The organism is Gordonia sp. N1V (genome assembly GCF_029269935.1).
GTDB lineage: Bacteria > Actinomycetota > Actinomycetes > Mycobacteriales > Mycobacteriaceae > Gordonia > Gordonia polyisoprenivorans.
The window spans coordinates 15,514-41,503 of sequence record NZ_JARJDD010000022.1; the positions used below are offsets into that span (position 1 = coordinate 15,514).

The window sequence follows — 25,990 nt, forward strand, 5'->3', positions numbered from 1 at the left end:
TCCGGATCGCGGGCCGTCAGGATGCTTCGGACACCGGATCGCCCACCCCGACCGCCTCGTAGACGACGGTCTCCTCGGTGCGCCCGCGGAGTGTGGCATGTTCGGCCTCGCGCCACTTCTCGCGCTCGGCCGGCCGCGCGGCCTCCACGGCACGCCCGGATGCCAACGGGTGCCGCGGATTTCGTTTGGCGAGTTCGGACAGTCGCGCACTCTCGTTGACCGGGTCGCCGATCACGGTGTATTCGAAACGCTGGATCGCGCCGACGTTGCCCGCCACGACCGGCCCATGGCTGACGCCGATGCCCGCCGACAGTTCCGGCACCTCCTCGCCGAGTCGCGTGGCGATCGTTCGGGCCGCCGCCAGGGCCGCACCGGCACAGTCCGACAACGCGATCGGCGCACCGAAGATCGCGAGCACCGCGTCGCCCTCGAATTTGTTGACCAGCCCCTTGTTCTCCTCGACGGCGGCGACGATCACCCCGAAGAAGCGATTCAGGATCTCCACCACCTCGCCGGGTGAACGTTCGGCGGCCAGCGTCGTCGAACCGATCACGTCGACGAAGACCGCGGCCACGACCTTCTCGGTACCCCCGAGTTCGGGGTCGGAGGCCAGAGCGGCCTCGGCGACCTCACGTCCGACGTGCCGACCGAACAAGTCGCGCATGTGTTCTCGTTCGCGCAGCCCGCCGACCATCAGGTTGAAACCGGCCTGCAGATCACCAAGTTCGGTGCCGTCGTAGACGACCACCTCGACGTCGTCGAGTTCCCCGGCTTCCACCCGGTGCAGCGCGGTACGCACGCTGCGGATGGGGCCGATGATGCTCAGCGACGACAACAACGTCAGGATCAGCCCGGTGGCCAGGGCCGTCACTGCCAGCACCGCGACACCGACGAACATGTCGACCTTGGACGTCTCGGGCCGGAATGCTCCGAACAACACGACCAGCAGGATGCCGGTCACCGGGATCGCCGAGCCGACGAGCCACGACACGATCGCCCGGCTGCGCACCCCGCTGCGTTTGCGTCTGCGGTATCCGGCGCTGATGAGTTCGGCGGCCACCGGCCGCAGTGAGAACTCGATCAGCAGATAGGAGTTCGCGACGACCACCACCCCGCTGAGACCGAAGACGAAGATCGTCTTCGGGATCAGTTCGGGATGCGGGATGCCGTAGCAGAGGGTGAAGAAGACGACCGCACCGATCCAGAGGACCGCCTGGATGCTCACCAGGCGCCACGGGGCCCGACGGGCACGCCGCGCATCGCGTTCGGTCGGCGGCCGATCCCGGATCGCCCAACGCAGATCGCGAACGACAACGATCGTGCCCCAACCGATTCCGATCACGAACGCCCCGGCGACGTAGAGCGGCAACGCGAGGAAGTTGACCCACCAGAGATCGGGCTGGAACACCGACGGCTCCGGAATCCCCACAGACGACAACGCGATGGCGATGATCGCGCCTACCAGGTTCGCGACGACAATCGACGCGGTCAGCAGCGTCTGGATGCGTAGCCGCTGTTTGAACCCGCTCTCACTGGCCGACCCGAGCAGGATCGAGCCGTAGTCGCGCCTCCCCCGCTTCGGTGCCATGGAGCTACCCTGCCATACCCGAGTCCGTCACCGGGCTGTTGTCATATGCGGGGCAGCGCCGAGCGCGCCTTGAGCGCCAGCCAGAGTTCCATGCGGTCCTCGCCGTCGTCGAGCCTGCGCCCCGACAGCGTGGCGATGCGATCGATCCGATTGCGAACGGTGTTGCGGTGCACCGACAACCGGGCTGCCGCCGGGTCCCACGCGCCGTTGACGCGCAGCCACTCCTCGAGGGTCCGCATCAGTTCGACGCGCTCGCGCTCCTCGAGTTGATCGATCGGGGCGAGCACGGCGTCGGCGAATCCGCGGAGGAGCCGTGGCTCACCGAGCCCGATGAGCAGCTCGACGGTGCGGCCCTCGCGCGCATCGACCGGCCGACCAAGGCGTTCGCTGGCGCCCACCAGCGAGCGCGCCTGGGTCAGCGACACCGGCAACGACGCCACCGCGACCGGGGCGCCCAACCCGATCGGCGTGCCGGGAGCGATCGCGGTGAGCGTCGCGAGCAACCCGTCGGATTCGGGGTGGGCGATCTCCACGAGCCGCCCGTGCGACCGGACGAGTCCGGCCGTCAAGGAGGATTGCAGGCGGAACAGCAACGCGTCCGCATCGTGGGGTGCGGGCGCGATCACCGCCGCGACGACGAGCGTCGTCCGCCAGCCCAAGGAGTCCGCAAGCTGTTGTGCGCGTGCCGGTTTCAGGCCAGGACGAACCAGTTGGGCGAATACCGCACCTCGGCGCTGACGTTCGGGTTGGCCGGCGACGTGGCGACGTTGCACCTCCAACGCGAGCAGCGAGACGAGCACCGTCGACGAATGCCGCGCCACCGGATTGAGTTGGGCGTCCAACACGATGAACGCCAGCGCGACACCGGAGCCGACGGTGTGGATCTCTCGCCCGGCACGCAACACCCACGACTGTCCGGGCGGTTCGCGCGAGGCGGCCACCGCCAATTCCACGGCCTCCGTACGCGCCTGCTCCGAGGCCCCGGGAGAGGCCGCGATCAGCCGGCCCACACCGTCGCAGACCACACAGTGCGCGCTCGACGCCTCGGCCCAGGTCTCCAGCAGCGCCGGCAACGGCGCGCTCGACGTGGCCACCGCGGTCAGTCGGCGATTGAGCTCCATCGCCTCCTCGAGATCGTGTCGCTGCTGGGCGGCCCGCTTCTCGAACACCCACTTGGTGATGGCGATGAAAGGCACCTCGACGGGGACCACGAGGAGCGGAACACCGATCTCGGCGGCCGCCGCACGCAGCGGCTCGGGGCAGGCGGCGTAGCGCGGGCCCAGACCCAGCACCAGGCCCGCGACACCACCGGCCCGGCAGTTGCGCACATACTCGCGACACCCTTGCTCGGTCATCTCCACCAGCAACCCGATGGTCATGAGCAGTTCCCCACCGCGCAGCCATTCGTGTGGGTCGGTCAGCTCGGAGACGTGCACCATCGTGACCTCGGCGTCGAGCGCCTCCCCTCCGGCCGCCACCTGCAGGTGGAGTTCGTCCGCTGCGGCGACCTCGCCGACGGTGATCATCGGATTCCCCTGGGCCCACTGTTGTACATATTGCCCAATCGTAATGACCGGATTGGACATTTTCGCACTGTCGGTGCAGGTCAGTGCGCCGCACTCTTGATGCACCGGCGACGACGCCACCCACCGAGTGTTCCGATCGACCCGAAAGCCCGTCATGACCCTCGATCTCCCCGCCGACGGCCCGACCGCCCGCGCCACCACCCGTCCTGCCATCGAGACCCGCTCCATCGACTACGTGCCCGACGACGAACGCCACGGCAAGGTCTCCGCACAGGGGCCGTTCTGGTTCGTCGGCAACTTCCAGCCGTTCACCCTCGCGCTGGGCTTCGTCGGCCCGGCGATGGGGTTGTCGTTGCTCTGGAGCATCGTCGCCGGCCTCGCCGGTATCGCCTTCGGCACATTGTTCATGGCGTTCCACGCCACGCAGGGCCCGGTCCTCGGGCTGCCCCAGATGATCCAGTCCCGAGCCCAATTCGGCTATCGCGGAGTGCTGTTGCCGCTGATCGGCACGCTGTTCACCTTCGTCGGCTTCAACGTCGTCGACATCGTGATCATCAAGTCCGGTCTGCAGTCCATCTTCGGCTGGAGTCCGGTGGTGGTCGCCGTCGCGATGTCGGTGATCGCCGCCGCGCTGGCCATCTTCGGCCACGACCTACTGCACCGGGCGTTCAAGGTCCTCTTCTGGATCTCGTTGCCGCTGTGGCTGATTCTCACGATCGGCATCCTGGCCGGCTCGGTGCACGGGTCCCTCGGACCGGCCGGTCCGGGCGGCTTCACCCTCGTGGCGTTCCTGGTGCAGTTCTCGGTCGCGGCGTCCTACAACATCACCTACGCCCCGTACGTGTCGGACTACTCGCGGTACCTGCCCCGGGACACGCGCCCGTTCTCGATCATCGCCTCGGTGTTCCTCGGCGCTGCCGCCTCGCCGGCGTGGCTGATCCCGGTGGGTGCGTTCCTGGCGACCTACCTCGGTGCGTCGGACGCGTTGAGCGGCATCAATGACGGTGGCAATCAGGTCATCTCGGGCCTGGGTAGCGTCCTGGCGGTGGTCGCGACCCTGGTGCTGGTGGCAACGATGGGCCTCAATGCCTACAGCGGCATGCTGACCGTGGTCACCGCGATCGACTCGGTCCGCCAGATCTCCCCGACGCGCCGGCTCCGCGTGATCACGATTCTGGTCCTGACCGTCGTGTGGCTGGCGCTGTCACTGGCGTTGACCGATGCCACCGAATCACTGAACACCGCCCTGCTGATCATGCTCTACCTGCTGGTGCCGTGGACGGCGGTGAACCTCACCGACTACTTCTTCGTCCGCCGCGGCCACTACGTCATCGCCGACCTGTTCACGCCCGCAGGCGTATACGGCCGGTGGCCCTGGCGCGGTATCGGCGCTTTCCTGATCGGCATCGCCGCCGAGATCCCGTTCATGGACCTACCGTTCTTCGTCGGGCCCGCCGCGTCGGCGATGGGCGAGGTGGACATCGCCTTCGTCGTCGGTCTGGTGGTCTCGGGCGGAGCCTACGTGCTGTTCACCCGCACCCAGGATCTCTCCGCCGAAACCCGGCTCCTCACCGGCCACCCCGAACTGTCCGACCCGGCAAGTACCGGCGAGATCCGCACCGAGATCGCCGCAGAAGAGCACAGCATGGAGGAGAACTCATGAGTGACAACGTGATTGCCGGTTTCGACACCCAGTTCCCGGTCATCGACGGGGTGGTGGGGCAGGTCGATGCAGCACGCTTCCCCCGCTACGGCGCACCGGCCACCTTTGCCCGCCTGCCGCGTCGGGACCAGGTCGCCGATGCCGACGTGCACATCCTCGGCATCCCGTTCGACACCGGGGTCAGCTATCGGCCGGGCGCACGATTCGGCCCCGGGCACATTCGCGCATCGTCGAAGTTGTTGCGGCCCTTCAATCCCGCCCTCGGCGTGGCGCCGTTCGCACGGCAGCAGGTCGTCGATTGCGGTGACCTGTCGGTTAATCCGTTCGCCATCACCGAGGCCATCGACACCATCAGCGCCGCGGCGAGAACCCTCGGCGCCGACGGCGCCACCCCGCTGATCCTCGGCGGCGACCACACCGTCGCGCTGCCCATGCTGCGCGCGCTGCACGACCTACACGCGAAACCCGTTGCGGTACTACACTTCGATGCCCATCTCGACACCTGGAACTCCTACTTCGGTGCGCCCTATACCCACGGCACACCGTTCCGCCGGGCCAGCGAGGAAGGACTGATCGACATGGAACGCTCGATGCACGTCGGCATCCGCGGACCGCTCTACAGTGCCGCCGACCTCGACGACGACTCGGCGCTCGGGTTCGCCGTGGTACGCGCCGATGACTACGAATTCGACGGTGTGGCAAGCATTGTCGAACGGGTGCGCACGCGCCTGGCCGGTGGTCCGGTGTACGTCTCCATCGACATCGACGTCCTCGATCCAGCGCACGCACCGGGCACCGGAACCCCCGAGGCCGGCGGCCTGACCTCCCGCGAGCTGTTGAACACCCTGCGTGGCCTACGCGGCCTCGACATCGTCGGCACCGACATCGTCGAGGTCTCGCCCGCCTACGACCACGCCGAGATCACCGGTATCGCCGCCGCACATGTCGCCTACGAGATGCTGTCGATCCTCGGGCCCCGCCGCTGAAGCGGCCGGCCCACCGTCCCTGCCCTTTCCCACCTGAACGGATCCCCCATGACAACCGACACGCTCACCGCACGCGCACTCGATGCCCTCGACGCCCTGGTGGCCGCGTTCGCCGCGAATGACGAGGACGCCTACTTCGGCGCATTCGCCCCCGACGCGCAACTGGTCTTCCCCGATCAGGACCACACCGCGATCGGCGTCGCCGACTACCGGGCGCTGTGGCGTTCCTGGCGTGCCGAGGGCTGGGGTGTAGCCACGTGCGCGAGCAGCGATCGGCGCGTACTCGTCGTCGGCACCGTCGCGATCGTGACCCATCGGGTGTCGACCACGCTGGCCGACGGCACCACGCTGTCCGAACGCGAGACGGTGGCCTTCGACCTCGACGCCGACCCCGGCCCGCAGGTCGTTCACGAACACCTGTCGGCGTGAGGCGCGCCGGGTGATGTAACGCCGCGCCAGGTCGTGAGCGATCCTCACGGTATCGGCGCCATCCCTCTCGACGCCGGCTGATGGCAGGAGTGTTCATGTCCGGTTCCGACGACACCCGCACCGCGGGCGGCGACCACGACTCGTCGATCGCGGCGAACTGGATGATTCACCCACCGCAGGCGCCGACCCCGGCGCCCCGTCGTCGGCGACGCCGGTTGATCGTGGTGGCCCTCATCGCGACGTTGACGATCAGCCTGTACGTACTGAGCTCGCTGATGTCGGGCGGCAATCGGGCCTCGGCGCTGGTCGGGCACCCGGAGGTCCTACGGCCCGGCTGCACGTGGGATTCGTCGGGCAACTACGTGCAGAACTGCAAGGTGTGGTCGGCGTCGATGAACAAATACATCGTCGTTCAGATCCGCGCCTCCAACAACAGCACGCAGGGCATCTACCTGCTCGACGGGATGCGCGCGGTGGATTCGCGGTCGGCGTGGACCACCGACGTACAGGCCGCGAAGGTCTACGACTCCAGCACCAACACCACGCTGGTGATGCCCGCCGGTGGCGCGTCGTCGTTCTACACCGACTGGAACGGTCCCGCGGGCGCGAACACCACGATCAAACAGGAAACCTTCCTGACCTCGGAGCTGCCCGACTATCTGTCGCAGAACTTCGGGGTGAGCAAGACCGGCAACGCCATCGTGGGCCTGTCGATGTCGGCGGGACCTGCGGTCACCCTGGCCGAGAAGCACCCCGAACAGTTCAAGGTCGTGCAGGCCATGTCGGGCTACTACCAGCTCGACAACCCGATCGGTGCACTCGGCGTCCTCGCCTCCCAGACCATCGTGTCGAACTACACCAACGGCATCCTCAACATGTGGGGTGCGCCGGGTAGTGCGCAGTGGGCGGCCAACGATCCCTCGCGCAACGTCGACAAGCTCAAGCAGAACGGGCAGGTACTGATCATCTCCTCGGGCAACGGCTTCCTCACGCCGGCCGAGGCCGCCAAGCTCGCACCGCAGGATCAGATCAGTGCGATGGCGTTGGAGATGCTCTCGGCGGTCTCGACGGTGCTCATGCAGTTGCAGCTCGGCCAGTCCGGGGCATCGGTGATCTCGCTGCCCAACTACGGCGGCCACGACTGGGACAATTGGGGCCGGAGCCTGACCGACGGCAAGGACGACCTGCTGAACGCCTTGCGCCAGAACCCGCCGGTGACCGACAAGGCACAGGTCGTCAATGCCACCGGGGCCACCAATACCGACGGTGTCACCGCAGCCGCGGCCAACATCCGCAAGGCGGCGGACACCACGGTGGCATTGCCGGCCGTGGTGGCGAGCAGTTCGTCGGACGCAGCGGCGTCGAGTGCGGCGTCGTCGAGTGCGGCGTCGTCGAGTGCCGAATCGTCCGCACCGGAGAGCGCGAGTTCGTCGGCGAACACCACGACGTCGGAGGCCCCGTCGAGTGACAACCCCACCTCCGATGACGCGACCACGAGCGACTCCACCCCGACCGCCCCGTCAGCCGACTCGCAGCCGACGCTGACGACGACCACCCCGGCCTACTGACCACCACACACTGCGGCGCCGGACGTTCATCGCGTCCGGCGCCGCAGCGTGTCTGATAGGTCAGCGTGTCTGAGGTGAGCGTTCGTCAGCTCACGCGGATCATCTTCTTGTTGACGAACTCGTCGATGCCGAAACGGCCGAGTTCGCGGCCGAAACCCGAGCGCTTCACACCGCCGAACGGCAACTCGGCACCCTCGGCACCCACGGCATTGACGAACACCATGCCGGCCTCGATCTTGTCGGCCACGCGCAGCGCCTGTTCGGAGTCGGTGGTGAACACATATGAGCCCAGGCCGAACGGGATGTCGTTGGCGAGTGCGACGGCCTCGTCCTCACCGGAGACCTTGTAGACCGTGGCGACCGGACCGAACAGTTCTTCCTTGGCCACCGGCGACTCCGGATCGATACCGGTGAGCACCGCCGGGGGGAAATGCGCGCCGGAGCGTTCACCCGCGGAATCCAGTGTCGCACCGGCCTTCACGGCCTTCTCGACCTGCTCCTCGAGGCGTTCGGCGGCGGCCAGCGACGACAGCGGCGCGAGGCCTTGCGCGGTCGCCTTGACCTTCTCGGTGAACTTGCCGAGGAACTCGTCGTAGATGCTCTCATCGACGATGAACCGTTTGGCGGCGTTGCAGGCCTGCCCGGTGTTCTCGAACCGGCCGTCGACGGCCGCGGAGACGGTCGCGTCGAGATCGTCGGTGGACAGCAGGATGAACGGATCGGACCCACCGAGTTCGAGGACCACCTTCTTCAGGTTGCGACCGGCGATCTCGGCGACGGCGGCACCGGCGCGCTCCGACCCGGTCAGCGACACACCCTGCACGCGCGGGTCGGCGATGGCGTCGGCGATCTGCTCGTTGGTGGCGTAGATGTTCACATACGCGCCGGCCGGATACCCGGCGTCAAGGAAGATCTGCTGCAGCGCCGCGGCCGACTCGGGGCACTGCGGGGCATGCTTGAGCACAATTGTGTTGCCCAGCACCAGGTTCGGGCCGGCGAAGCGGGCGACCTGATAGTAGGGGTAGTTCCACGGCATGATGCCGAGCAGCACGCCGACGGCACTGCGACGGATGAACGCCGACCCCTCGCCCTCGAGCAACGTGATCGGCTCGTCGGCGAGGAACTTCTCGGCGTTGTCGGCGTAGTACTCGTAGATCGCGGCACTGAACTCGACCTCGCCGACCGACTGATCGAGCGGCTTGCCCATCTCGCGCTGGATGATCGCGGCCAGCTCGTCCTTGCGTTCGGTGTGCAACTGCGCGACCTTGCGGATGAGGTCGGCACGCTCGGCGACCGTCGAGTTCTTCGACCATGTGGCGAAGGCGTCGGCGGCGGCGTCGATCGCGGCGCCCACCTGCTCGTCGGTGGCGGTCGGATATTCCTTGACGACCTCACCGGTCGCGGGATCGGTGACGGCGTACAGGGCCATCGGAACACTCTCCTCGTTCGCAGGGCAGCCCGGATGGCGCCCACTGCTCATGAGGGTAGCCTCCGATGCAACACCGCGCTCGGGAAACCGCAGAATCGGAGACTGATTACAGAGCTATTCGCAGCAGATCCCGACTTACGCGACGGAATCCGTCAGAAAGCCACCAGCCGCCGATGCTCCCGGAGTCAGACGATGGCCCTGCGAACAACGCGAAACCGCAAGCCGCCGACGCCACCGCGCTCAGACGATGGCCCTGCGAACAATCGTCTGGTCGCGGCCCGGGCCGACGCCGATGCAGGAGATGAAGGCCCCGGAGAGTTCCTCGAGCCGCAGGATGTAGTCCTGGGCGTTGCGCGGCAGCTCGTCGAAGGTCTTGCAGTTGCTGATGTCCTCCCACCAGCCCGGCATCTCCTCGTAGATCGGCTTGGCGTGGTGAAAGCCGGTCTGGGTCATCGGCATGTCCTCCACGCGCTCGCCGTCGACCTCGTAGGCGACGCAGATGGGCACCGTTTCCAGGCTGGAGAGGACGTCGAGTTTGGTCAGGAAGTAGTCGGTGATGCCGTTGACGCGTGTCGCATAGCGAGCGATCACCGCGTCGAACCATCCGCAGCGGCGGGCGCGTCCGGTGGTGACGCCGACCTCGCCGCCGGTCTTGGCGAGGTAGGCGCCCCACTCGTCGAAGAGTTCGGTCGGGAACGGCCCCGACCCGACGCGCGTGGTGTAGGCCTTGAGGATGCCGAGCACGGTGGTGATGCGGTTGGGCCCGATCCCGGCGCCGACCGCTGCACCGCCCGCGGTCGGATTCGAGGACGTCACATAGGGATACGTGCCGTGGTCGACGTCGAGCAGGGTGCCCTGCGAGCCCTCGAGCAACACGGTCTCGCCGCGTTCGAGGGCCTGGTTGAGCAGCAGCCGGGTGTCGGCGATGCGGTGTGTGAAACCCTCGGCCTGGGCGAGGACCTCTTCGACGACCTGCTCGGGCTCGAGTGCGCGCCGATTGTAGATCTTCACCAGGATCTGGTTCTTGAGTTCGAGTGCGGCCTCGACCTTTTGGGCCAGGATCTTCTCGTCGAGGACGTCGGCCACGCGTACTCCGACACGGGCGATCTTGTCCTGATAGCAGGGGCCGATCCCACGGCCGGTGGTGCCGATCTTCTTGTTGCCCAGGAAGCGTTCGGTGACCTTGTCGATGGCCACGTGGTACGGCATCAGCAGGTGGGCGTCGGCGGAGAGCAGGAGCCCGGTGGTGTCGACGTCGCGGTCCTCGAGTCCGCCGAGTTCGGTCAGCAGCACGCCGGGGTCGACGACGACACCGTTGCCGATGACGTTGTTGACGCCGGGGGTGAGGATGCCCGACGGGATGAGGTGGAGCGCGAAGGTCTCGCCGTTCGGCAACACCACCGTGTGTCCGGCGTTGTTGCCGCCTTGGTAGCGAACCACCCACTGCAACTTGCCCCCGAGGAGATCGGTGGCCTTTCCCTTGCCCTCGTCGCCCCACTGGGCGCCGATCAGCACGATCGCGGCCATGTTCTCTTTCCGCCCTTCCGCTTGCCTTCGCAACCGGGACAACCCTACTGGTTCGGTCAGCTCGATACCCTATTCCCATGTCTTTCGCGGTCATCACGTCATCGCAGGTGTCGGCGTCGGGCCTTTCTCGCCGCGCGATCCGGGACGCGGTGGCACATCGGATCGCCGACCCCGCCGTCACCCGGCTGATCGTGGAACCCGCGGCCGAGTCCACAAGTGCCGACAGGGGGTCGTCGACCCACCCCGACGCCCACCTCGCGCAGGTCATCGCCGCTCTGATGCTCTCCGAACGCCTCGACGTCGAGGTCGCCTACGTGGCCGATCGCCCCACCGCCGCGACCCGCACGTACGGGTTGCCGCACGGGTCGGCGGCCCGCGATCTCGCCGAACACGGCGACGCCGTGGCATTGCCGCTGATCCGCGACGACGCGGCGACCGTGCTGGTGGGCGTGGCCCGGCACCTCGGCGCCGAGGGGGCGCCATTGCACGGCGAGAGCTATGTCGACAGCGTCCGACTGTTCACCGGCGAGGTCCGCGGCATCCGGATCGAGCCCACCCCGCACGAGCCGGGTCTGCGCGCGCGCCTGGAGACCGGTGCGCTGGGCCGCTGGACGCGGCGAGGCCGATGGCACGACGGTCGGGCGATCCAGACCGGCGGCACCAATATCGTCGTCGAGCGGGAGGACGTGCTCACCGATCGGGTGGTCAAACGGTCCACCTACTACCGTCATCACGTGGATCTCAACCTGGTGTGCCCCCGATGACCGGCCCCGCCTTCGGCAGACGCCGCAACCCGACGATGACCGAGATGGCCCGCGCCATCCAGCCCGGCGTCGTGTTCTTCGCGCTGATCGCGGTGGCGGTGCTCGGCGGCTGGCTCGCAGCGACCGCCGGCTCCGATCGCTCGTCGGGCAAGGCGACCCTGGGTGTGATCCTGCTCGTGCTCGCGGGTTGGGTGATCTCGTTGTGTCTGCACGAGTTCGGTCATGCGGTCACCGCCTACCGATTCGGTGACCGCGACGCCGAGTTGCGCGGATATCTGACCCTGAATCCGTTGCGCTACACCCATCCGGGGCTGTCCCTGGGGTTGCCGTTGCTCATCATCCTGTTGGGCGGCATCGGTTTTCCCGGCGGGGCGGTGTACCTCAACGAGCGTGGCTTCACCAAGGCGCAGCGCACCATCGTGTCCCTGGCCGGTCCGGCGTGCAACATTCTGCTCGCCGTCGTGCTACTCGGGGTGATCCGCGGGTTCGGTCCGTTCGTCGACAGCCCCATCGGCTTGTTCGTCACCAACCCCGACAGCATCAATCTGTGGGACGGACTGGCGATGCTCGCGTTCCTGCAGATCACCGCCGCCGTACTGAACCTGATCCCGATGCCCGGCTTCGACGGCTACAACGCGATCGAGCCGTACCTCTCGCCGCAAACCCGGCAGAGCGCTGCCGCCGTCGCACCGTACGGCTTCCTGCTCATCTTCGCCCTGCTGTTCATTCCGCAGCTCAACAAGGCGTTCTTCGACCTGATCTTCTGGCTGTTCGAATTGTCCGGCGTCCCATCCGGTCTGGCCGGGTGGGGGTGGGACACCTTCCTGTTCTGGCGGCGTTAGGGCAGCGTTGCGACTTCGGTCGACGCCGGGTCAGCTCACCCGTTCCCAGAAGGCGCCTGTCGCCCGTATCCAGCTGCGGGTGTTGACGCCCGTGCCGATGTAGCTGCCCTGACCGCAGTCGGTGGCGGCGAACCCGCTGCGATCGGTCACGGCGCTGGTGCGGTGATAGAAGATCCGGACACCCTGTGTCTCACCGGAATTGCGGCCCGCCCCGACGCAGTCGAGTTCGAGGACCACCTTGACACCGGCCGGGCAGTTCACCGACGCCCCGGCCCAGTAGTTGTAGATACGGCAGTCCCGCGGCGATGCGGCCTGCGCATCACCCGGCGCAACGACGGCGGCGCCCAAGGCGATTCCGGACACGGCGATGCCCGTGGCGATACGTGCGGCGATGGTCATGCGAATACCTGCTCTCCTGTGGGGGCCACATCACAAGGACATTCGTCACAATTGCGGCAATCGTTACGCCCGTCGTCATGGGGGTCGGGGTCACGGGGTCAGGATTGCGGGGTCGAGAACCCGACGAGTTCAGGACGATCGACTCGTCCGGCACGAGCGGCGGTCGCCGCCGCCGTCCCGAGGGCTGCGACGGCCAGCACGAAGCAGGCGATCGCATACGGCAGGCTGCCGGTCGGGGTGCCCGCAGCGGTGACGCCGTCGACGGCATCGAGGTAGGCCGGCAGCGCACTGATCCACAGCACCGCGAAGACGACGAGATAGAGGGCCCCGAACACCACGATGAACGGCATCGCACTGCGCGGGTCGACACCGCTGGTGCGCTGCGGATCTCGCAGGTGACGGGCGAGCACGGCCAGTCCGATCACCCAGAAGGCGGCGAGTTCGGTGGTCAGCACGATGGTCTGCGCGGTGACGTTGGGGGTGCCCTGGCCGAAGATCGCCGTGGGGATGGAGAACACCACCATGCCGATCGGCGCGCACACCCCGGTGACGACGATCCGCCATCCGAGCGAGAATCCGCGCGGTGGCACACCGGCCGCGCTGCTCACGCCGATCAGACGGACCGCGAGGTAGATCAACACCCCGAACGACACCGACGCGAACAGCCAGATGCTGTTCATCGGCACCGACGCCAGCATCGGGGAATTGGCCTTGTTGCCCAGATCGCTTGCGGTTCCGCCGAAGAAGGGTTCGTCGACGTTCCATGCCCACCACTTCATCTGAGGGCCGAGCTGATCGAAGATCTCGTAGAACGCCTGATACACCAACGCCGTGCACACCGCTCCGGCCAGTGGGCCGCGGCGGGCGAACACCCCGAGGGCGCGGACGATGTCGTAGGCGAGCTGGCTGACCGCCGGATAGAACGCGACGATGTAGAGCGGCAACCGGTCGTACATGAACTGCACACTGAACACGTTGTGGGAGAACATGAAACCGACGGAGTGTTGCAGACCGAACCATTGTGGGAAGTACAGCGGCGGCTCGATGACGAACAGGTAGAGCAGCGATGCCAGCCAGATCGCCAAGTTCGTCGGATCACCGTCACGCCGCCACCGCCGCATTGCATGAAGCAGTGCCAGCACCGCGCCCAGAATGATCGTGTACTCCAGCACCGGCAGCGTCCAGTTGGCCAGCTGCGCCGGATTACGCAGGGTGACAACCGGATCGGCTGCCGAACAATCGAACCCCAGGTATCTCGTGATCAACTCCGCCGCCGACCCCGGCGCACAGACACTCATGTCGAACCCCCTACTCGGCGGTTGCGGCCGTCACCGGCCCGCGGTGAGACCGGCGGCGTCGGGCAGCGGAATCACCTCGGCGTTGCGGCCCGGGGTGGCCCGCCCGTCGACCCAGACGTCGGCGGGCGGATGCCCGGTGGGATCGAATCCCGGTGGCAGTACGGTACGTCCCGTGGCGCGTTTGCACCAGTACCACGCCAGGCCGGCGAGAACCCGTGGACTGCGGACCATCTGCACCGCCGGTTCGTCGAGATTGAAGACCTTGGCGAAGTGGTCCTCGACCACCGAATCCTCCCGGGTGGTGCCGGAGATGAGGTTGAACACCGGCCAGGCGAGTCGCCCGACGATCCGCCGTCGCCACGGCGGCACCACCTCGGTGCCCTCCGCGCTGTCGTATCCCTGATCACGCGCCAACGCCAGCATCCACGGGACCTTCAGCGACTTCGCCTGTGCGCGATAGAAGTCGGTGAAGAAGTCCCGATCCAGAGTTGTTCGGGCGGTGAGCTTCTCGTCGAGCAGCAGCGCCGAGCGGGCCGCCGAGCTCATCCCCTGGCCGTAGAGCGGATTGAACCCACAGATCGCATCGCCGATCACCACCAGGCCGGTCGGCGGGGCGTCGAGCAGATCGTAACGGCGCCAGGCGTTTCCGGTCGATTTGGTGACGAAGACCTTGGAGATCGGTTCGCACACGTCCACCACCGCACCGAAGGTGGGGGCCCGAACCGCGTGGGCGGCATCGACGAAGTCGTCTTCCCGCAGCGGCATCTTGTGTCCCCACGACCCCATGGTGACCAGCACCCGATCCTTTTCGATCGGGAAGATCTGACAGAGGTAGTCGTCGACAGCGGGATGCTCGCCGGTGTCGGTGGTCGGCAGAACCGACAGGTGATGCCACCACCACCAGTCCGGTCTGCTTGCCCCCGTGGGCTTTTGGTACCACCGCGTCGAGTAGGTCGCGCCGGCGTCGAGCGTGCGTACCGGCACCTGCGGCCATCCCGCCCGGTGCAGCCACTCGCTGACGCGTGAGCCGCGACCGAGCGCGTCGACGATGAGATCGGCCTCGACGACGTTGCCATCGGGCCCACCCGGGCGACCCGACAACCGGACGCCGGTGACCCGACGACCGTCGGCACCGTCGGCCGTCTCGAGGCCGCTCACCCCGACACCCTCCTCCACGGTCACATTCGGTATGTCGCGCAGCATGTCCCGCAGAACGCGTTCGACGAGCAGCCGGGAGGAGTAGATCATCGTCATCGTCGACTCCTGCCGCGGAATCCAGCCACGACCCTCGCAGTGCGCGGCCGCCATCGACGGCATCAGTTGCATCCCACCGGCCTGAACCAGCGCGCGCTCGAAGCCGGGGAAGATCGTATCCATCGCGCGACGTCCGGAGTTGAGCAGAAAATGCGGGTGCCGGCTCTGCGGCACACCCCTCCGGTGTTCGGCACCGTCGGGCAGCACGTCGCGCTCGACGACGATCACCTCGTCGACGTGCCGCGCGAGGACCCCCGCCGCGCAGATCCCCGCGATACTCCCGCCCATCACCACAGCCCGCCCACCGTGCGACATCGCCACTCCTCTTTTGTCATTCGTCTTGATCATACATTATCACTTATGTGTATGACCGTAACCACGAAGGCGACGCGGAGTCAATGGTGAACTCAACGGGACGGGTACCCGAATACGTACGATGGGGGCGGCCGACCTGCGCCGATACGTTCGGCACCACCCCCAGACGTGCCGGCCACACCCGAGGACCGAGGATGATCCCCATGGAGTTCACCGATTGCGCCGAGAGCGTTCGCTGATGCGCACCCGAGGATGGAACGGCACCCCGCCGGCCAGCGACGACGAGGCACGCGAACGCATCCTCGATGTCGCACGCCAAGCGATCACCGTCGACGGCGCGATCAACCTGAGCATCACCGACATCGCCCGCGAACTCGGGGTGACCCGGCAGACGGTGTACCGCTATTTCCCCAGTGCCGACGCCGTTCTCATGGAGGCAGCGCTGCGGTCGGCGACCGCGGGCTTCCTCGATCGTCTCGCCGGCCGCCTCGTCGGCATCACCGACCCGGCCGAAGCCGTCGTCGAGGGTCTCGCGACCACCCTCGAGGTGCTACCGGTCGATCCCTACGTCAGCGTGGTACTCAGTCCCGGCCACTCCAGCAGCCTGCAGTCCGCGATCACCTCCGAGGTGGCCATCGAGCTCTGCCGATCGATGTTGATGCAATTCGACATCGATTGGGCGCAAGCAGGTTTCGATGATGCCGAACTGGAGGAGCTGGCCGAGTTCCTGCTGCGGATCCTGCAGTCGTTCATCCTCGATCCGGGCCATCCGCCCCGCCAGGGCGCACACCTGCGCCGATATCTGCGGCGCTGGGTCTCCCCGGCGGTACGGGTGGCCGGTCTATCCGAAGGCTCCGGCGAATCCCGGACCCGCGCAGGTAGAAACACATGACCGCCAGCACGCTGCCCAGCACCCCGGTGTAGGCGCCGAACACCTGCGCCTCGACGGTCGAACCGACCTTGGTCAACCCCACGGCGAGCATGACGAAGAACGCCAGCGGGGCGAGATCGAGGATCGGGTGCAACGGCGGCGACGAGCCGGCGCGGGCGAGCCGCGCGCCGGCAGCCCTGGGCCCGATGACCCTGGTCAGCACGACCACCTGCAGGAACACGAGCAGCGTGAATCCCGGGAACACGCGCAGCGGCATCGCCATGTGGTCGGAGCCGATCGGCGACCCCCAGTAGCCCGCCACCTGCCCCGACTCGATCTGCGGGTAGGTGTAGGCACCGATCTTGATGCAGATGGCCTCGTAGATGACCGGCATCCACGAGACGAACATGCCGGCGATCAACGCCACCGAGATGGTTGTGAGCCAACTCCGGCCACGGTGATCGACGGAGTAGTCGCCGCACAGGATGATCGACGCGGCGCAGAACGCCGGCCACACCAGCACCGCGATCGAGACGGGCGGCACGATCGGCACCCCGAACAGCTGCGGCCCCCACAGACTCGTGTACGCGAAATGCGCTCCGTACCAACCACCGTCGGTGGCGATGTCGACGTACTCCGAGACCAGTTCCAGCGCCATCATCGTCACGAAGTAGACGATCATCGCGCGCACACCGAGCACACGTGTGATGTGCATGAGCAGCATCACCGCGATCACCAGCACCTGCGGGATCAGCAACCAGGCCGGCAAGAACGTGCCTTGCGGCAGAAAGAGATTGGCCGCGATCGAGACCATCCCGAGCCCGATCACCACCAGCAGAATGCGATCGAAACGAGTCCTCGTCGCCGAGCGGAGAACGGCGCGGATCGTCACCGCAGGCCGGTCGGTCGTTTCCGTCATGAGCGCCTCCCGGGGACCTTTAGGTCATACATTTGCCGTGCAGTGTATGACCGAGCGGGCAGTCACGTCCAGGGGTCATTGTGAGAACGTTGCCGTGGCGCAGTTCGGCGCGGGAACACCGCACGACTCGACGCAGGACCTCAGCACATGAGCTGGAGGCAGACCGCTGTCACCAGTTGAGATCTTCCGAGCATCTGTGCTGATCGTCGGCGGGATCGATCTGGACGGTCGCGTGACCGAGCCCATGGCGTGACAGCACGGCCTGCGCGGCCGGGAGTACTTCGGCATTGGGCCGGTCGCTGCCGAGGTGCACCGTCGCGACGTCCATTCCGGTGGTCAGCGACCAGACGTGCAGGTCGTGCACATCGGTAACCGAGGGGATCTCGGACAACTCGCGACGCACCTGGTCGACGTCGACGTGGGTGGGCGCCTGCTGATTGAGGATACGGAGGGCGTCGACGGCCAGCCGCAGGGCACGCGGCACGACCCACAGCGCGATGCCGACGGCCACGATGATGTCGGCGTAACCCCATCCGGTGGTCAGCGCCACGATGCCGGCGACGAGTACCCCGACACTGCCGACCGCATCGGCCAGCACCTCGAGGTAGGCGCCGCGAACCGCGATGGACTCCTGCGAATCGGCCCGCAACAAGAACATCACCAGCACGTTCACGGTCAGACCGACCAGCGCCACGACGATCAGGGTGAGACCGGGGACCTGGGGGTCCGACCCGATGCGCTCGATCGCCTCGTACAGGACGAAACCCGCGACGCCGATCAGCAGGACCGCATTGGCGACCGCGGTGAACACCTCGGCGCGGTGCCAGCCGAAGGTCCGGGTGTCGGTGGCCTTGCCGTGCCGGGCGAGCAGTAACGCGATGAGGCCCATGACCAGGGCGACGACGTCGGTGAGCATGTGTCCGGCATCGGCGATCAGCGCCAGCGAGTTGACCGCGAAGCCGACCAGGAGTTCGACGACGAAGTACGACCCGATCAGTCCGACGGCCACCGCCATCGGCCAGACGCGACGCTGCGACGCATTCGTCACGTCCACATGCGAATGGCTGTGGGAGTGCGGCGGCGCGGCGGAGTGTGAATGTGAATGTCCCATGGCCCCGCCAATATATGCACAAGTACGCATATATGGCAAGGCTTAGGTGTGCCTAACCCCTTCGCCTCCGCCATCCCCGCCGATCGGGCGCATGTTTCGGTCGGCTTGGCGCTCATCGACGTCGACCGTGCGCCAAATCTCGTCGACCGTGCGCCATTTTTCACCGATCGGGCACAGGCACCCAAAATCGAGAGCACTGCTCTTGCAATCGGCGCCTCCGACGCGGATACTCGGGGGCATGACCAAGAGCACCGCTCTCGAAAACTCCCGTTCTCCGCGCTCGGACGCCGTCACGCCACTGCCTCTCCACGGCACGGAGTACCTCTGGGGTGCCGGGGTGTTCGCCGTCGAGATCACTCTCTGGGCGGGCAGCGCGGCAGCCGGATACCACTGGGGTGCCCGGGCGGCGGGCCCGATCGGTGGGATCGGCCTGGCTTTGGCCGTGTTGGCGCTCATCGGGGTCTGCTGGGGTCGATGGATGGCCCCGAAGGCCACGCGACGATTGCGGGTGGCACCTCGCGTGGCAGTCGGCGTGATGCTGATCTGCGCGGTCACCGCCGCTGCACTGTCGATACTGGGCGCCGGTGTGGCGATCGGATGTCTCGCGATCGCCGTCGGGGTCTTCGCGATCGGTCAGGTACGGATCGACGGCAAGGCCTGATCGAGCGCTTCGATGCTCATCGCCGCGGTGTCACCGGCCTTCACCAGGATCAACATCTCGTCGGCCAGGCGCTTGCGACTCAGGGACACCACCCCGCGATAGAGCCCAGGCTCGCCTTCTACAGGTCGCAGCAGGTGCCCGTCGGCCCACACGTGGACCCCTGTCGCCTCCTTGGTTACCGACTCTTGTTCGGCTACACGAACTTTCACGTCCCACGAGCGGTCGGTATGCCCGATGTCGACCGAGTACGTCGGAGCCGGCGAACCGCCGTCACCAACGTCACCAGCCGGCTCGATCTGGTTGGCGGGCAACGTCGGCGTGAGGAACGCGGGTTCACGGCGCGTCGTCGCGGCCTCGTAGGCGCCCGCCAGATCCAGCAACCTGTCGTCACTGTAGGCCGCTCCGGCGAAGGTCAGTCCGACCGGCATCTGGATGTCGCCCATGACGCCCATCGGCACCGTCACACTCGGGATACCCAGATGGCGCAGCACCCGGTTGCCGTTGGAGTAGACGACGCCGTTGCGCATGGCCTCCTCACGACTCTCGGTCCGGGAGAACAGATCGGCGCGACCGACGCCGCCGGCAGCCGGGAATACCACTGCATCCAAGCCATTTTCGGTCAACCAGTCCTCGAAGTCCGCGGTGCGCGCCTGCTCGAGCCCGCGTAACAGATGGTCGATGTCCGGAACGTCGTCGTAGGACTTCGGAAGCCCCTGCTTGACGAGTTCGGCGAGCCGCTGCCAGTCGAATCCGCCGCGCGCACGGGTGATCCACACCGCCACCGGTGCATCGCCGGTGGGAAACACCGTGTCGCCGTCGACGTCGGCCCAGCTGTTCAACGCGGGATCGCCGTTCTCGCGCAGGAATTGATCGAGGGCCATCGCGGTGATCGTGCCGCCCTCGAGCGCACGCCAGTTCGGTGGGACGAGGCCACGTTCCGCCGGCCCGTCGGCACTCGGGCGGTCCTGCTCGTAGTTCGACACGACGGGGAAGTCGACCTCCACCACCTCGGCTCCGAGCGCGCGCAGATCGCCGAATGCCCTGTCCCACAAAGCGCGAACCGACGGTGTGATCACCGGGGGATCGAGTGGTACGCGGTCCTCGCCGATGTACATTCGCGGTACGCCGAGCCGCACACCGTCGAGTCGACTCGGTCGCGGGCGATGCACCGGCTGCGGGAGGACCTCCTCCGGGCCGCGCAAGGCTACGCGGGTCTGCTCTCGCCAGAAGTCGCCGGTGCGGATCGGGTCGTCGACCGCCAACACATCGAGCAGGATCAGCAGATCCTCGACCGAACGGGTATGCGGCACAACCACATCGCAGGTCGGACGCAACGGCCAATTGCCGCGGATCGACAGCACACCCCGGGACGGCGTGTAGGCGACCAGTGCGTTGTTGGAGGCCGGTGAACGCCCAGACGACACCGTCTCCTCGGCCATCCCGAAGCCGCAGAAACTTGCCGCCACCGCCGTTCCGGAACCGTTGGACGACCCGGAACCATATGCGGCGGTGAGGAACTCCGGGTTGTACGGACTGCGCGCGTAGTCGTACACGCCGGGCTGGACACCACCGGCCGCCATCGGCGGCATGTTGGTCTTGCCGAGTAGCACCGCACCGGCGGCACGCAACTGCGCGACCGTGGCGGCATCCTCTCCCGCGACGACATCGGCCAACGCGGGCGAACCGCAGGCCACGGTCATCCCCTTGACCTTGTAGCTGTCCTTCACGGTGAACGGGACGCCTTCGAGCGGCCCGGCCGCTCCGGCTCGCCGACGACGGTCGGAGTCGGCGGCCTCGTCGAGACAATTCGGGTTGAGCACGGCGATGGCGTGCAGACACTGACCGGTCCGGTCGTAGTAGGCGATCCGGTTGAGGTAGGCGCACACCAGATCGACACTCGTCAAGAGACCGGACTCGAGCGCATCGAGCATCTCTGCGACGCTCATCTCCACGACGTCAACGCGGTCCACCATCGACCCACCGGCCTTTCTCGTCATTGTCGACACAGGGTTGCGCGACTGAATTCTTGTATTTGCCGATTCAGCATTACTTCTCGCCGACTCAGCGCAGTGTCGCCACTGCCGACGATCGCCGCAATCCGGCGACCATCAACAGATCGACGAGCAACGACCGGATCTCGGCGAGCAGCGCGGTCTCCGACATCCCGCGTTCGGCGACGAGTTCGGCTCGCGCCTTGCGGGCTATAGTGCGCAGGACGCGTGCGGCGTCGGCCGGGTCCGGCGAGTGCCCCGGGTCGGCGAGCATCATCTCGCGCAGTATCTCGAAAGCGTCCCCGAGATCGCCGATGATCTCGATGAGTTCGGGACGCACCTCCTCACCACGCTGGGTGATCCCCAGGGCCCGTCGCGCGATGATCCGAAAGTTGCGGACCCCGTTGTCGATCGGGTCCGCGGTCGCCGAAATCCGTTGCAGCCGAAGCCGTGACCCCCAGTACAGCGGGGACAGCGTGCTGATCTCGCGGCCGCCGCTCATGTCCTGTCGCATCGTGTTGATCGCCCCCTGGGTTCCTCGCGCCTTCTCCAGCGCGGCGAACACCATGGATTCGTCACCGGCACGCATTCCCTCGGCCAGTTGCCGGGCGGCATCGCGGACCGTCGCGAGGACGGTGGCCGCGTCCCGGCGGGCGCGGGCAGCAGGATTCGCGGGCAGCAACGCACCGACCAGGATTCCGATCAAACCGCCGGTCAGGGCGTCGATCGCGCGATGGAAACCGCCGATTCCACCCGGCGGTAGCAGGGTCGCCACGAGCACCGCCGAGGACGCCGCCTGCATCGGGATGAGCGGGCCGTCGTCGAGGAAGACCGCCACCGCCATCGCGAGCGCCACCACCACGACGATCTGCCAACCGCCACTGCCGATTTCGACGATCAACAGGTCGCCGACGAGGATGCCGATGGTGACGCCGGCGACGAGCTCGACCGATCGGCGCCATCGGCGGCCCAGGGAGAGCCCGAGGGAGATGACCGCGGCGATCGGGGCGAAGAACGGTTGCTGGTGACCCAGCACCTCCAGCGCGAACCACCATGCGAGGCCGGCGGCGATCGCGCACTGCGCAATCGGGACCGCCGACAGCCAGAGTCTGCGGATGCGCACCCGCAACAATCGCGGCAACGCCTCGTAGCGGCGGCGAGCCCAGGTGGTCATCGGCGTCACGAAATCGGGTCGGAAGGAGTCCGAGTCAGTTCAGACCGAGCTGTCCGGCGGCATTCGGGTCACTGTCGTTGAGCAGATCGAGGCATCGCAGGTACTCGTCCTCCTCGCCGACCGCCTGGGCAGCACGGGCCAGCGCGCCGACACAGCGCAGGAAGCCCTGGTTGGGTTCGTGGCTCCACGGCACCGGGCCGAATCCCTTCCAGCCGTGGCGCCGCAGCTGGTCGAGGCCGCGGTGATATCCGGTGCGGGCGTAGGCGTAGGCCTCGATCACCTTGAGCGTGTCCGGTGTGCCGCTCAACGCACGTTCGGCCAGGTACGCCCAGGCGATCGACGCTGTCGGGTGCGCAGCGGCCACCTCGGCCGGCTCGGCACCGTTGAGCAGCGCCGATTCGGCGTCGTCGTCGCCGGTCAGCAGGACGGGTTGAGGACCCAGGAGGTCTCCGAAGGAAGTCACCCCACCATTCAAGCATCGCGGCGCGCACGACCACGACACGTCGCGCGAGGTCGACCCCGAGACGGGTACGTCGGATTCATCCGTTCGATCGGATGACCAAGTCTCCCCAGGTGATGATGTGCGCGACCGTTCGCTAGTGTGAATGACGCACTTCGTGGCGTGACGTTGTGTGATGCCGTTCTCAGTGTTGGACGGATTTCTCGTGGGCAAACTTCGAGCGTGGTGTTCGAGGAAGGTTGGGTGATGACCGATGGCGCAGTCTGACGACCGGAAGTCAGCTGTCACCAGGGCTTTCTCGAAGCTGCGCAAGATGCGGGAATCACGCGGGTCCGAGCCTGCCGACGTCGGCCGACCCCCGCGGCCCACGGCTCCCGGGTCGCGGCCGACGTCGAATGTGCCGCCCCGACCACAGTCCGGACCGACCGGCGCACCCGGTGGATCGCGCCAGGGTGGACCGACCGGTGGGCGTCCCGTATCCCCCGGCACCCCTCCCGCCGGTCCGGATGCCCAGACGAGGCCGCTCCGTACGCAGCCACCCGCCGAGCCCGCTCGCAACGCGTCGCCGTCCGAGCGACCTACAGCATCCGAGCGACCGGATGACCAGAGCAGCGCCGACGGTAGTAATGCAGACACCACCTCGCCGGATTCGGCCGACACCACGGATACAGGAGACAAGGTGACCGAACACCCGAGGCCGCGCGGGGGACGTGGCATCGACTCGGCGACCAAGGTCATCAGCCGATCCAACCTTCCCGACGCCGCCGACCTCGAGGATCTCGAGAACGTCGACCCCTACGGCGGTGCACGGGACGAGAGCGCTGCGACTTCCGACTCGGAAGACGCGGCCGAACAAAGCGCGGCAGGTGCGGAGAACTCCACCGATTCGGTGCCCGCGGAGGCGGCCGCCGAGCAGTCCGACGACAGTCGTCCCGACGAGGACTCCGACACCGCGTCGGCACCCGTCGAAGCAGCCGGAGCAGCCGAGGCAGAGGACACGGAGGAGGGCGACTCCGAGGAGACCGACGAGACTCCCGCCGACGAGACCAGCTCGGCCAAGACCGACTCCGACGGGACCGGTTCCGACGGCGACCACAAGGCCGCGGCCACCGTCGCCGCAGCAGGTGCCGCTGCTGCCGGTACCGCCGCAGTGGTCGCGGCAACGTCCTCGGACAAAGACGACGCCGACACCGACGGCACCGACACAGTCGCCGACACGAGCGAAGCCGACCGGCCCGAGTCCGACGCGGCAGATGACGCTGCGACCGCTGCCCCGGACACCGAAGACCCAGCCGCCGAGCAGGCCGTAGCCGAACCCGTCGCACCAGACTCCGACGAACCGGCCACGCCGGATGCCGAGGTGAGCGAGGCCGCCGACTCGGAAGACACCGAGTCCGAGAACACCGACTCCGAGGCCGCAGCTTCCGAGGACTCCACCGTCGAGACCCCTGCTTCCGAGACCCCCGACGCCGAGGTTGCGGAGTCGGCAGGCGAAGAAATCGTGCCGGAGACCGAGGCCGACTCCGACCAGACCGAGGAGCACGTCGCCGAGGCCGATGCGGACGAGGCGCTCGTCGACGAGGACGTCGCCGACAAGGTCGACGCCGAAGAAGCCGAGACCGCTGAGGCAGACGACGAGTGGGACGAGATTCCCGCCGACGCCGAGTCCAGCGAGGCCGAGACCGCCAAGCTGCCGGCAGCACCGGCCGCACCGGACACTGCCACCGAGACCCCCGCCGACGAGACTGGGGCCAATGAGACTGGGGCCAATGAGACTGGGGCCAACGAGACTGGGGCCGATCAGGTCCCGGCGGACGACTCGAAGACCCAGATCCTCACCAAGCCCGCCGCGGCGGCCGGAGCAGGTGCTGTCGCCGCAGGCGCAGCCGCCGCGACCGGAACCGCTGCCACCCAGGGCTGGTCGACCACGGCCCACCAGCCGCAGGTAATCCCCGGTGATCAGGAGAAGCAGCCGAAGCCGGCGAAGTCGGACGGCGGCCGCCGTCGGACGGGCATCCTGATTTCGGCGGTCGCCGCGATCGTCGTCGTTGCCGCGATCGTCATCGGCGTCTTCGCGTACTTCCAGCTGCGACCGCAAGCACCCGAGGACGCGGCCGCCGACGCCGCGAAGACCTATGGCAACGCGGTGTACAACGGCGACCTGCAGACATTGCGCAACGTCACCTGCGGCAACAAACTCGCCTACTACCAGAACATGCAGGACGGCGACTGGACCAAGCTCTACCAGTCGCAGAAAGCCCGCAACGAGCTGGTCAAGGTGGAGAGCATCAACGCCGTCCGCGTCGATGGCAACACCGCGCTGGTCGAGGTGACGGCCGTCAATACGAGTACGCCCAACCAGCCGCAACGCGTCGCGATCAACCTGCAAAAGCAGGGCGACAACTGGAAGGTCTGCGACCAGCAGTGACCGACGAGCGCACCGCGGGTGATCCGCCGGCGGACCACGCCGGCGCCGACGCGATGCCCACTCGACCATTCGACGGTCAAGGTCGCCACCAACGTCCGGCGCCGCCTCCCGACCGTCCGCCGCTGCCGATGGGAGTGCGCCCGGCGGTCCCCAACGGCCGACCTCCCGTACCCGGCGCACATCACGCTGATCGACCTGCACCACAACAGAATTCGGGATTTCCCGCTGCACCGGCAGCCGGTTGGGGGCCGCCCCCGGCGGAGGCGGACAGCGTCTTCACACACGCCACCGAGCCCCTCGTCACTCCCGCGCCACCGGTGCCGGGTGAACCGAACCCGCGCAGGATGCAGGCCCCTCCGCCACGGGGCCCCGTCGCGCCGCAGACACCTGCTGCACACGCCGGCCCACACGCCTACGCGCAGCCGCCGACACCCGACGCAACCCGGAGCGCGACGTCGCGGCCCGGCTCAGCGCGGCCCGACTCCTCACGCGCCTCGTCGACACAGTCCTCGTCGACACAGTCCTCGTCGACACGGTCCTCGTCATCGCGTTCCTCGTCGGGCCACGACGCACAGAGTCGGGCCCACCGACATCGTCGCCCCGACCCGATGGTCATCGGTGCGGCGATCGTGATGGTCCTGCTCGCGGTCGCTGTTCTCGTCGGCATCCTCACTCTCTGAGGTCACACCCGAGCGCGCCGACAGCGCTGTCCCCCCACGCCCACAGCGCCCACCAGAGCGCCGTCGGCGGGGACGAAAGCACAACGGCGGCGCCCGGATTCACCGGA

At 67.4% G+C, this 25,990-nt stretch carries 21 protein-coding genes; 9 read left to right on the plus strand and 12 right to left on the minus strand.

The features are described from left to right. Positions 1 to 16: 16 nt before the first annotated feature. Both P3L18_RS22560 and P3L18_RS22565 read right to left on the minus strand, forming a co-directional pair. Positions 17 to 1,588, minus strand: coding sequence for an adenylate/guanylate cyclase domain-containing protein (locus tag P3L18_RS22560; RefSeq protein WP_276115285.1), 1,572 nt, complete (start codon positions 1,586 to 1,588; stop codon positions 17 to 19). Positions 1,589 to 1,629: 41 nt separating this feature from the next. After that, entirely contained in the window at positions 1,630 to 3,114 is a 1,485-nt protein-coding gene (locus tag P3L18_RS22565; protein ID WP_079930925.1) for a PucR family transcriptional regulator, read from the minus strand. A gap of 154 nt (positions 3,115 to 3,268) precedes the next feature. On the opposite strand from P3L18_RS22565, the gene P3L18_RS22570 reads away from it, so the two are divergent. The 4 genes from P3L18_RS22570 (at position 3,269) to P3L18_RS22585 (ending at position 7,760) form a co-directional block, all read left to right on the plus strand. Next, positions 3,269 to 4,777 carry a cytosine permease gene (locus P3L18_RS22570; protein WP_276115286.1) on the plus strand — a complete coding sequence of 503 codons (1,509 nt, stop codon included), beginning with the start codon at positions 3,269 to 3,271 and terminating at the stop codon, positions 4,775 to 4,777. After that, on the plus strand, positions 4,774 to 5,763 hold the full coding sequence (gene speB / locus P3L18_RS22575; protein WP_276115287.1) for an agmatinase: 990 nt from the start codon (positions 4,774 to 4,776) through the stop codon (positions 5,761 to 5,763). The genes P3L18_RS22570 and speB overlap by 4 nt, the downstream gene beginning before the upstream one ends. A 48-nt stretch (positions 5,764 to 5,811) precedes the next feature. Then, on the plus strand, positions 5,812 to 6,192 hold the full coding sequence (locus tag P3L18_RS22580) for a nuclear transport factor 2 family protein (protein WP_079930918.1): 381 nt from the start codon (positions 5,812 to 5,814) through the stop codon (positions 6,190 to 6,192). A gap of 95 nt (positions 6,193 to 6,287) precedes the next feature. Beyond that, entirely contained in the window at positions 6,288 to 7,760 is a 1,473-nt protein-coding gene (locus P3L18_RS22585; RefSeq protein WP_276115288.1) for an alpha/beta hydrolase family protein, read from the plus strand. A gap of 85 nt (positions 7,761 to 7,845) precedes the next feature. On the opposite strand, the gene P3L18_RS22590 is transcribed toward P3L18_RS22585, so the two are convergent. Both P3L18_RS22590 and P3L18_RS22595 read right to left on the minus strand, forming a co-directional pair. After that, positions 7,846 to 9,189, minus strand: a complete 1,344-nt coding sequence (locus tag P3L18_RS22590; protein ID WP_079930919.1) for an NAD-dependent succinate-semialdehyde dehydrogenase — start codon at positions 9,187 to 9,189, stop codon at positions 7,846 to 7,848. A 240-nt stretch (positions 9,190 to 9,429) separates the two neighbouring features. Beyond that, on the minus strand, positions 9,430 to 10,716 hold the full coding sequence (locus P3L18_RS22595; RefSeq protein ID WP_079930920.1) for an adenylosuccinate synthase: 1,287 nt from the start codon (positions 10,714 to 10,716) through the stop codon (positions 9,430 to 9,432). Between the two features lie 77 nt (positions 10,717 to 10,793). On the opposite strand from P3L18_RS22595, the gene P3L18_RS22600 reads away from it, so the two are divergent. Together P3L18_RS22600 and P3L18_RS22605 are read left to right on the plus strand one after the other, a co-directional pair. Further along, positions 10,794 to 11,480: a hypothetical protein gene (locus P3L18_RS22600; RefSeq protein WP_079930921.1), complete on the plus strand. Its 687-nt coding sequence runs from the start codon at positions 10,794 to 10,796 to the stop codon at positions 11,478 to 11,480. Continuing rightward, positions 11,477 to 12,322: a site-2 protease family protein gene (locus P3L18_RS22605; RefSeq protein ID WP_276115289.1), complete on the plus strand. Its 846-nt coding sequence runs from the start codon at positions 11,477 to 11,479 to the stop codon at positions 12,320 to 12,322. Before P3L18_RS22600 ends, P3L18_RS22605 begins: the two co-directional genes overlap by 4 nt. A 30-nt stretch (positions 12,323 to 12,352) precedes the next feature. Here P3L18_RS22605 and P3L18_RS22610 read toward each other — a convergent pair whose 3' ends face one another. From P3L18_RS22610 to P3L18_RS22620, 3 genes are all read right to left on the minus strand, one after another. Then, entirely contained in the window at positions 12,353 to 12,721 is a 369-nt protein-coding gene (locus P3L18_RS22610) for a hypothetical protein (RefSeq protein WP_079930923.1), read from the minus strand. Positions 12,722 to 12,819: 98 nt separating this feature from the next. Next, complete coding sequence (locus tag P3L18_RS22615) at positions 12,820 to 14,019, minus strand: hypothetical protein (RefSeq protein WP_276115290.1); 1,200 nt, start codon at positions 14,017 to 14,019, stop codon at positions 12,820 to 12,822. 30 nt (positions 14,020 to 14,049) lie between these two features. Continuing rightward, positions 14,050 to 15,621 carry an FAD-dependent oxidoreductase gene (locus P3L18_RS22620; RefSeq protein WP_276115291.1) on the minus strand — a complete coding sequence of 524 codons (1,572 nt, stop codon included), beginning with the start codon at positions 15,619 to 15,621 and terminating at the stop codon, positions 14,050 to 14,052. A 205-nt stretch (positions 15,622 to 15,826) separates the two neighbouring features. Between P3L18_RS22620 and P3L18_RS22625 the strand changes: the two genes are divergently transcribed. Then, positions 15,827 to 16,480 (plus strand): TetR/AcrR family transcriptional regulator, encoded by a 654-nt coding sequence (locus P3L18_RS22625; RefSeq protein WP_276115292.1) that lies wholly within the window; start codon positions 15,827 to 15,829, stop codon positions 16,478 to 16,480. Positions 16,481 to 17,547: 1,067 nt separating this feature from the next. Here P3L18_RS22625 and P3L18_RS22630 read toward each other — a convergent pair. Then, on the minus strand, positions 17,548 to 18,489 hold the full coding sequence (locus P3L18_RS22630) for a cation diffusion facilitator family transporter (RefSeq protein WP_172398901.1): 942 nt from the start codon (positions 18,487 to 18,489) through the stop codon (positions 17,548 to 17,550). A gap of 238 nt (positions 18,490 to 18,727) precedes the next feature. Between P3L18_RS22630 and P3L18_RS22635 the strand changes: the two genes are divergently transcribed. Continuing rightward, positions 18,728 to 19,150, plus strand: coding sequence for a YrdB family protein (locus P3L18_RS22635; RefSeq protein WP_079930930.1), 423 nt, complete (start codon positions 18,728 to 18,730; stop codon positions 19,148 to 19,150). Here P3L18_RS22635 and P3L18_RS22640 read toward each other — a convergent pair. The 3 genes from P3L18_RS22640 to P3L18_RS22650 form a co-directional block, all read right to left on the minus strand. Then, positions 19,123 to 21,123: an amidase gene (locus tag P3L18_RS22640; RefSeq protein WP_276115293.1), complete on the minus strand. Its 2,001-nt coding sequence runs from the start codon at positions 21,121 to 21,123 to the stop codon at positions 19,123 to 19,125. The two genes, P3L18_RS22635 and P3L18_RS22640, sit on opposite strands and share 28 nt — an antisense overlap. 88 nt (positions 21,124 to 21,211) lie before the next feature. Beyond that, the gene (locus tag P3L18_RS22645) at positions 21,212 to 22,315 is read right to left on the minus strand and encodes an FUSC family protein (RefSeq protein WP_014361592.1); all 1,104 of its coding nucleotides are present in this window, start codon (positions 22,313 to 22,315) and stop codon (positions 21,212 to 21,214) included. Positions 22,316 to 22,349: 34 nt separating this feature from the next. Next, the gene (locus tag P3L18_RS22650; protein WP_006371877.1) at positions 22,350 to 22,778 is read right to left on the minus strand and encodes a DUF3151 domain-containing protein; all 429 of its coding nucleotides are present in this window, start codon (positions 22,776 to 22,778) and stop codon (positions 22,350 to 22,352) included. Between the two features lie 676 nt (positions 22,779 to 23,454). Here P3L18_RS22650 and P3L18_RS22655 point away from each other — a divergent pair. Next, positions 23,455 to 25,203: a hypothetical protein gene (locus P3L18_RS22655; protein WP_276115294.1), complete on the plus strand. Its 1,749-nt coding sequence runs from the start codon at positions 23,455 to 23,457 to the stop codon at positions 25,201 to 25,203. Positions 25,204 to 25,615: 412 nt separating this feature from the next. Here P3L18_RS22655 and P3L18_RS22660 read toward each other — a convergent pair whose 3' ends face one another. Then, positions 25,616 to 25,870 carry a hypothetical protein gene (locus P3L18_RS22660; protein ID WP_079930933.1) on the minus strand — a complete coding sequence of 85 codons (255 nt, stop codon included), beginning with the start codon at positions 25,868 to 25,870 and terminating at the stop codon, positions 25,616 to 25,618. Positions 25,871 to 25,990 lie beyond the last annotated feature (120 nt).

Excerpts from the sequence above, each read along its gene's own strand:
- P3L18_RS22560 (WP_276115285.1), bottom strand. The coding sequence starts at position 1,588 with ATGGCACCGAAGCGGGGGAGGCGCGACTACGGCTCGATCCTGCTCGGG.
- P3L18_RS22565 (WP_079930925.1), bottom strand. The coding sequence starts at position 3,114 with ATGATCACCGTCGGCGAGGTCGCCGCAGCGGACGAACTCCACCTGCAG.
- P3L18_RS22570 (WP_276115286.1), top strand. The coding sequence starts at position 3,269 with ATGACCCTCGATCTCCCCGCCGACGGCCCGACCGCCCGCGCCACCACC.
- speB (WP_276115287.1), top strand. The coding sequence starts at position 4,774 with ATGAGTGACAACGTGATTGCCGGTTTCGACACCCAGTTCCCGGTCATC.
- P3L18_RS22580 (WP_079930918.1), top strand. The coding sequence starts at position 5,812 with ATGACAACCGACACGCTCACCGCACGCGCACTCGATGCCCTCGACGCC.
- P3L18_RS22585 (WP_276115288.1), top strand. The coding sequence starts at position 6,288 with ATGTCCGGTTCCGACGACACCCGCACCGCGGGCGGCGACCACGACTCG.
- P3L18_RS22590 (WP_079930919.1), bottom strand. The coding sequence starts at position 9,189 with ATGGCCCTGTACGCCGTCACCGATCCCGCGACCGGTGAGGTCGTCAAG.
- P3L18_RS22595 (WP_079930920.1), bottom strand. The coding sequence starts at position 10,716 with ATGGCCGCGATCGTGCTGATCGGCGCCCAGTGGGGCGACGAGGGCAAG.
- P3L18_RS22600 (WP_079930921.1), top strand. The coding sequence starts at position 10,794 with ATGTCTTTCGCGGTCATCACGTCATCGCAGGTGTCGGCGTCGGGCCTT.
- P3L18_RS22605 (WP_276115289.1), top strand. The coding sequence starts at position 11,477 with ATGACCGGCCCCGCCTTCGGCAGACGCCGCAACCCGACGATGACCGAG.
- P3L18_RS22610 (WP_079930923.1), bottom strand. The coding sequence starts at position 12,721 with ATGACCATCGCCGCACGTATCGCCACGGGCATCGCCGTGTCCGGAATC.
- P3L18_RS22615 (WP_276115290.1), bottom strand. The coding sequence starts at position 14,019 with ATGAGTGTCTGTGCGCCGGGGTCGGCGGCGGAGTTGATCACGAGATAC.
- P3L18_RS22620 (WP_276115291.1), bottom strand. The coding sequence starts at position 15,621 with ATGATCAAGACGAATGACAAAAGAGGAGTGGCGATGTCGCACGGTGGG.
- P3L18_RS22625 (WP_276115292.1), top strand. The coding sequence starts at position 15,827 with ATGCGCACCCGAGGATGGAACGGCACCCCGCCGGCCAGCGACGACGAG.
- P3L18_RS22630 (WP_172398901.1), bottom strand. The coding sequence starts at position 18,489 with ATGGGACATTCACATTCACACTCCGCCGCGCCGCCGCACTCCCACAGC.
- P3L18_RS22635 (WP_079930930.1), top strand. The coding sequence starts at position 18,728 with ATGACCAAGAGCACCGCTCTCGAAAACTCCCGTTCTCCGCGCTCGGAC.
- P3L18_RS22640 (WP_276115293.1), bottom strand. The coding sequence starts at position 21,123 with ATGGTGGACCGCGTTGACGTCGTGGAGATGAGCGTCGCAGAGATGCTC.
- P3L18_RS22645 (WP_014361592.1), bottom strand. The coding sequence starts at position 22,315 with ATGACCACCTGGGCTCGCCGCCGCTACGAGGCGTTGCCGCGATTGTTG.
- P3L18_RS22660 (WP_079930933.1), bottom strand. The coding sequence starts at position 25,870 with ATGCCGACGAGAACAGCGACCGCGAGCAGGACCATCACGATCGCCGCA.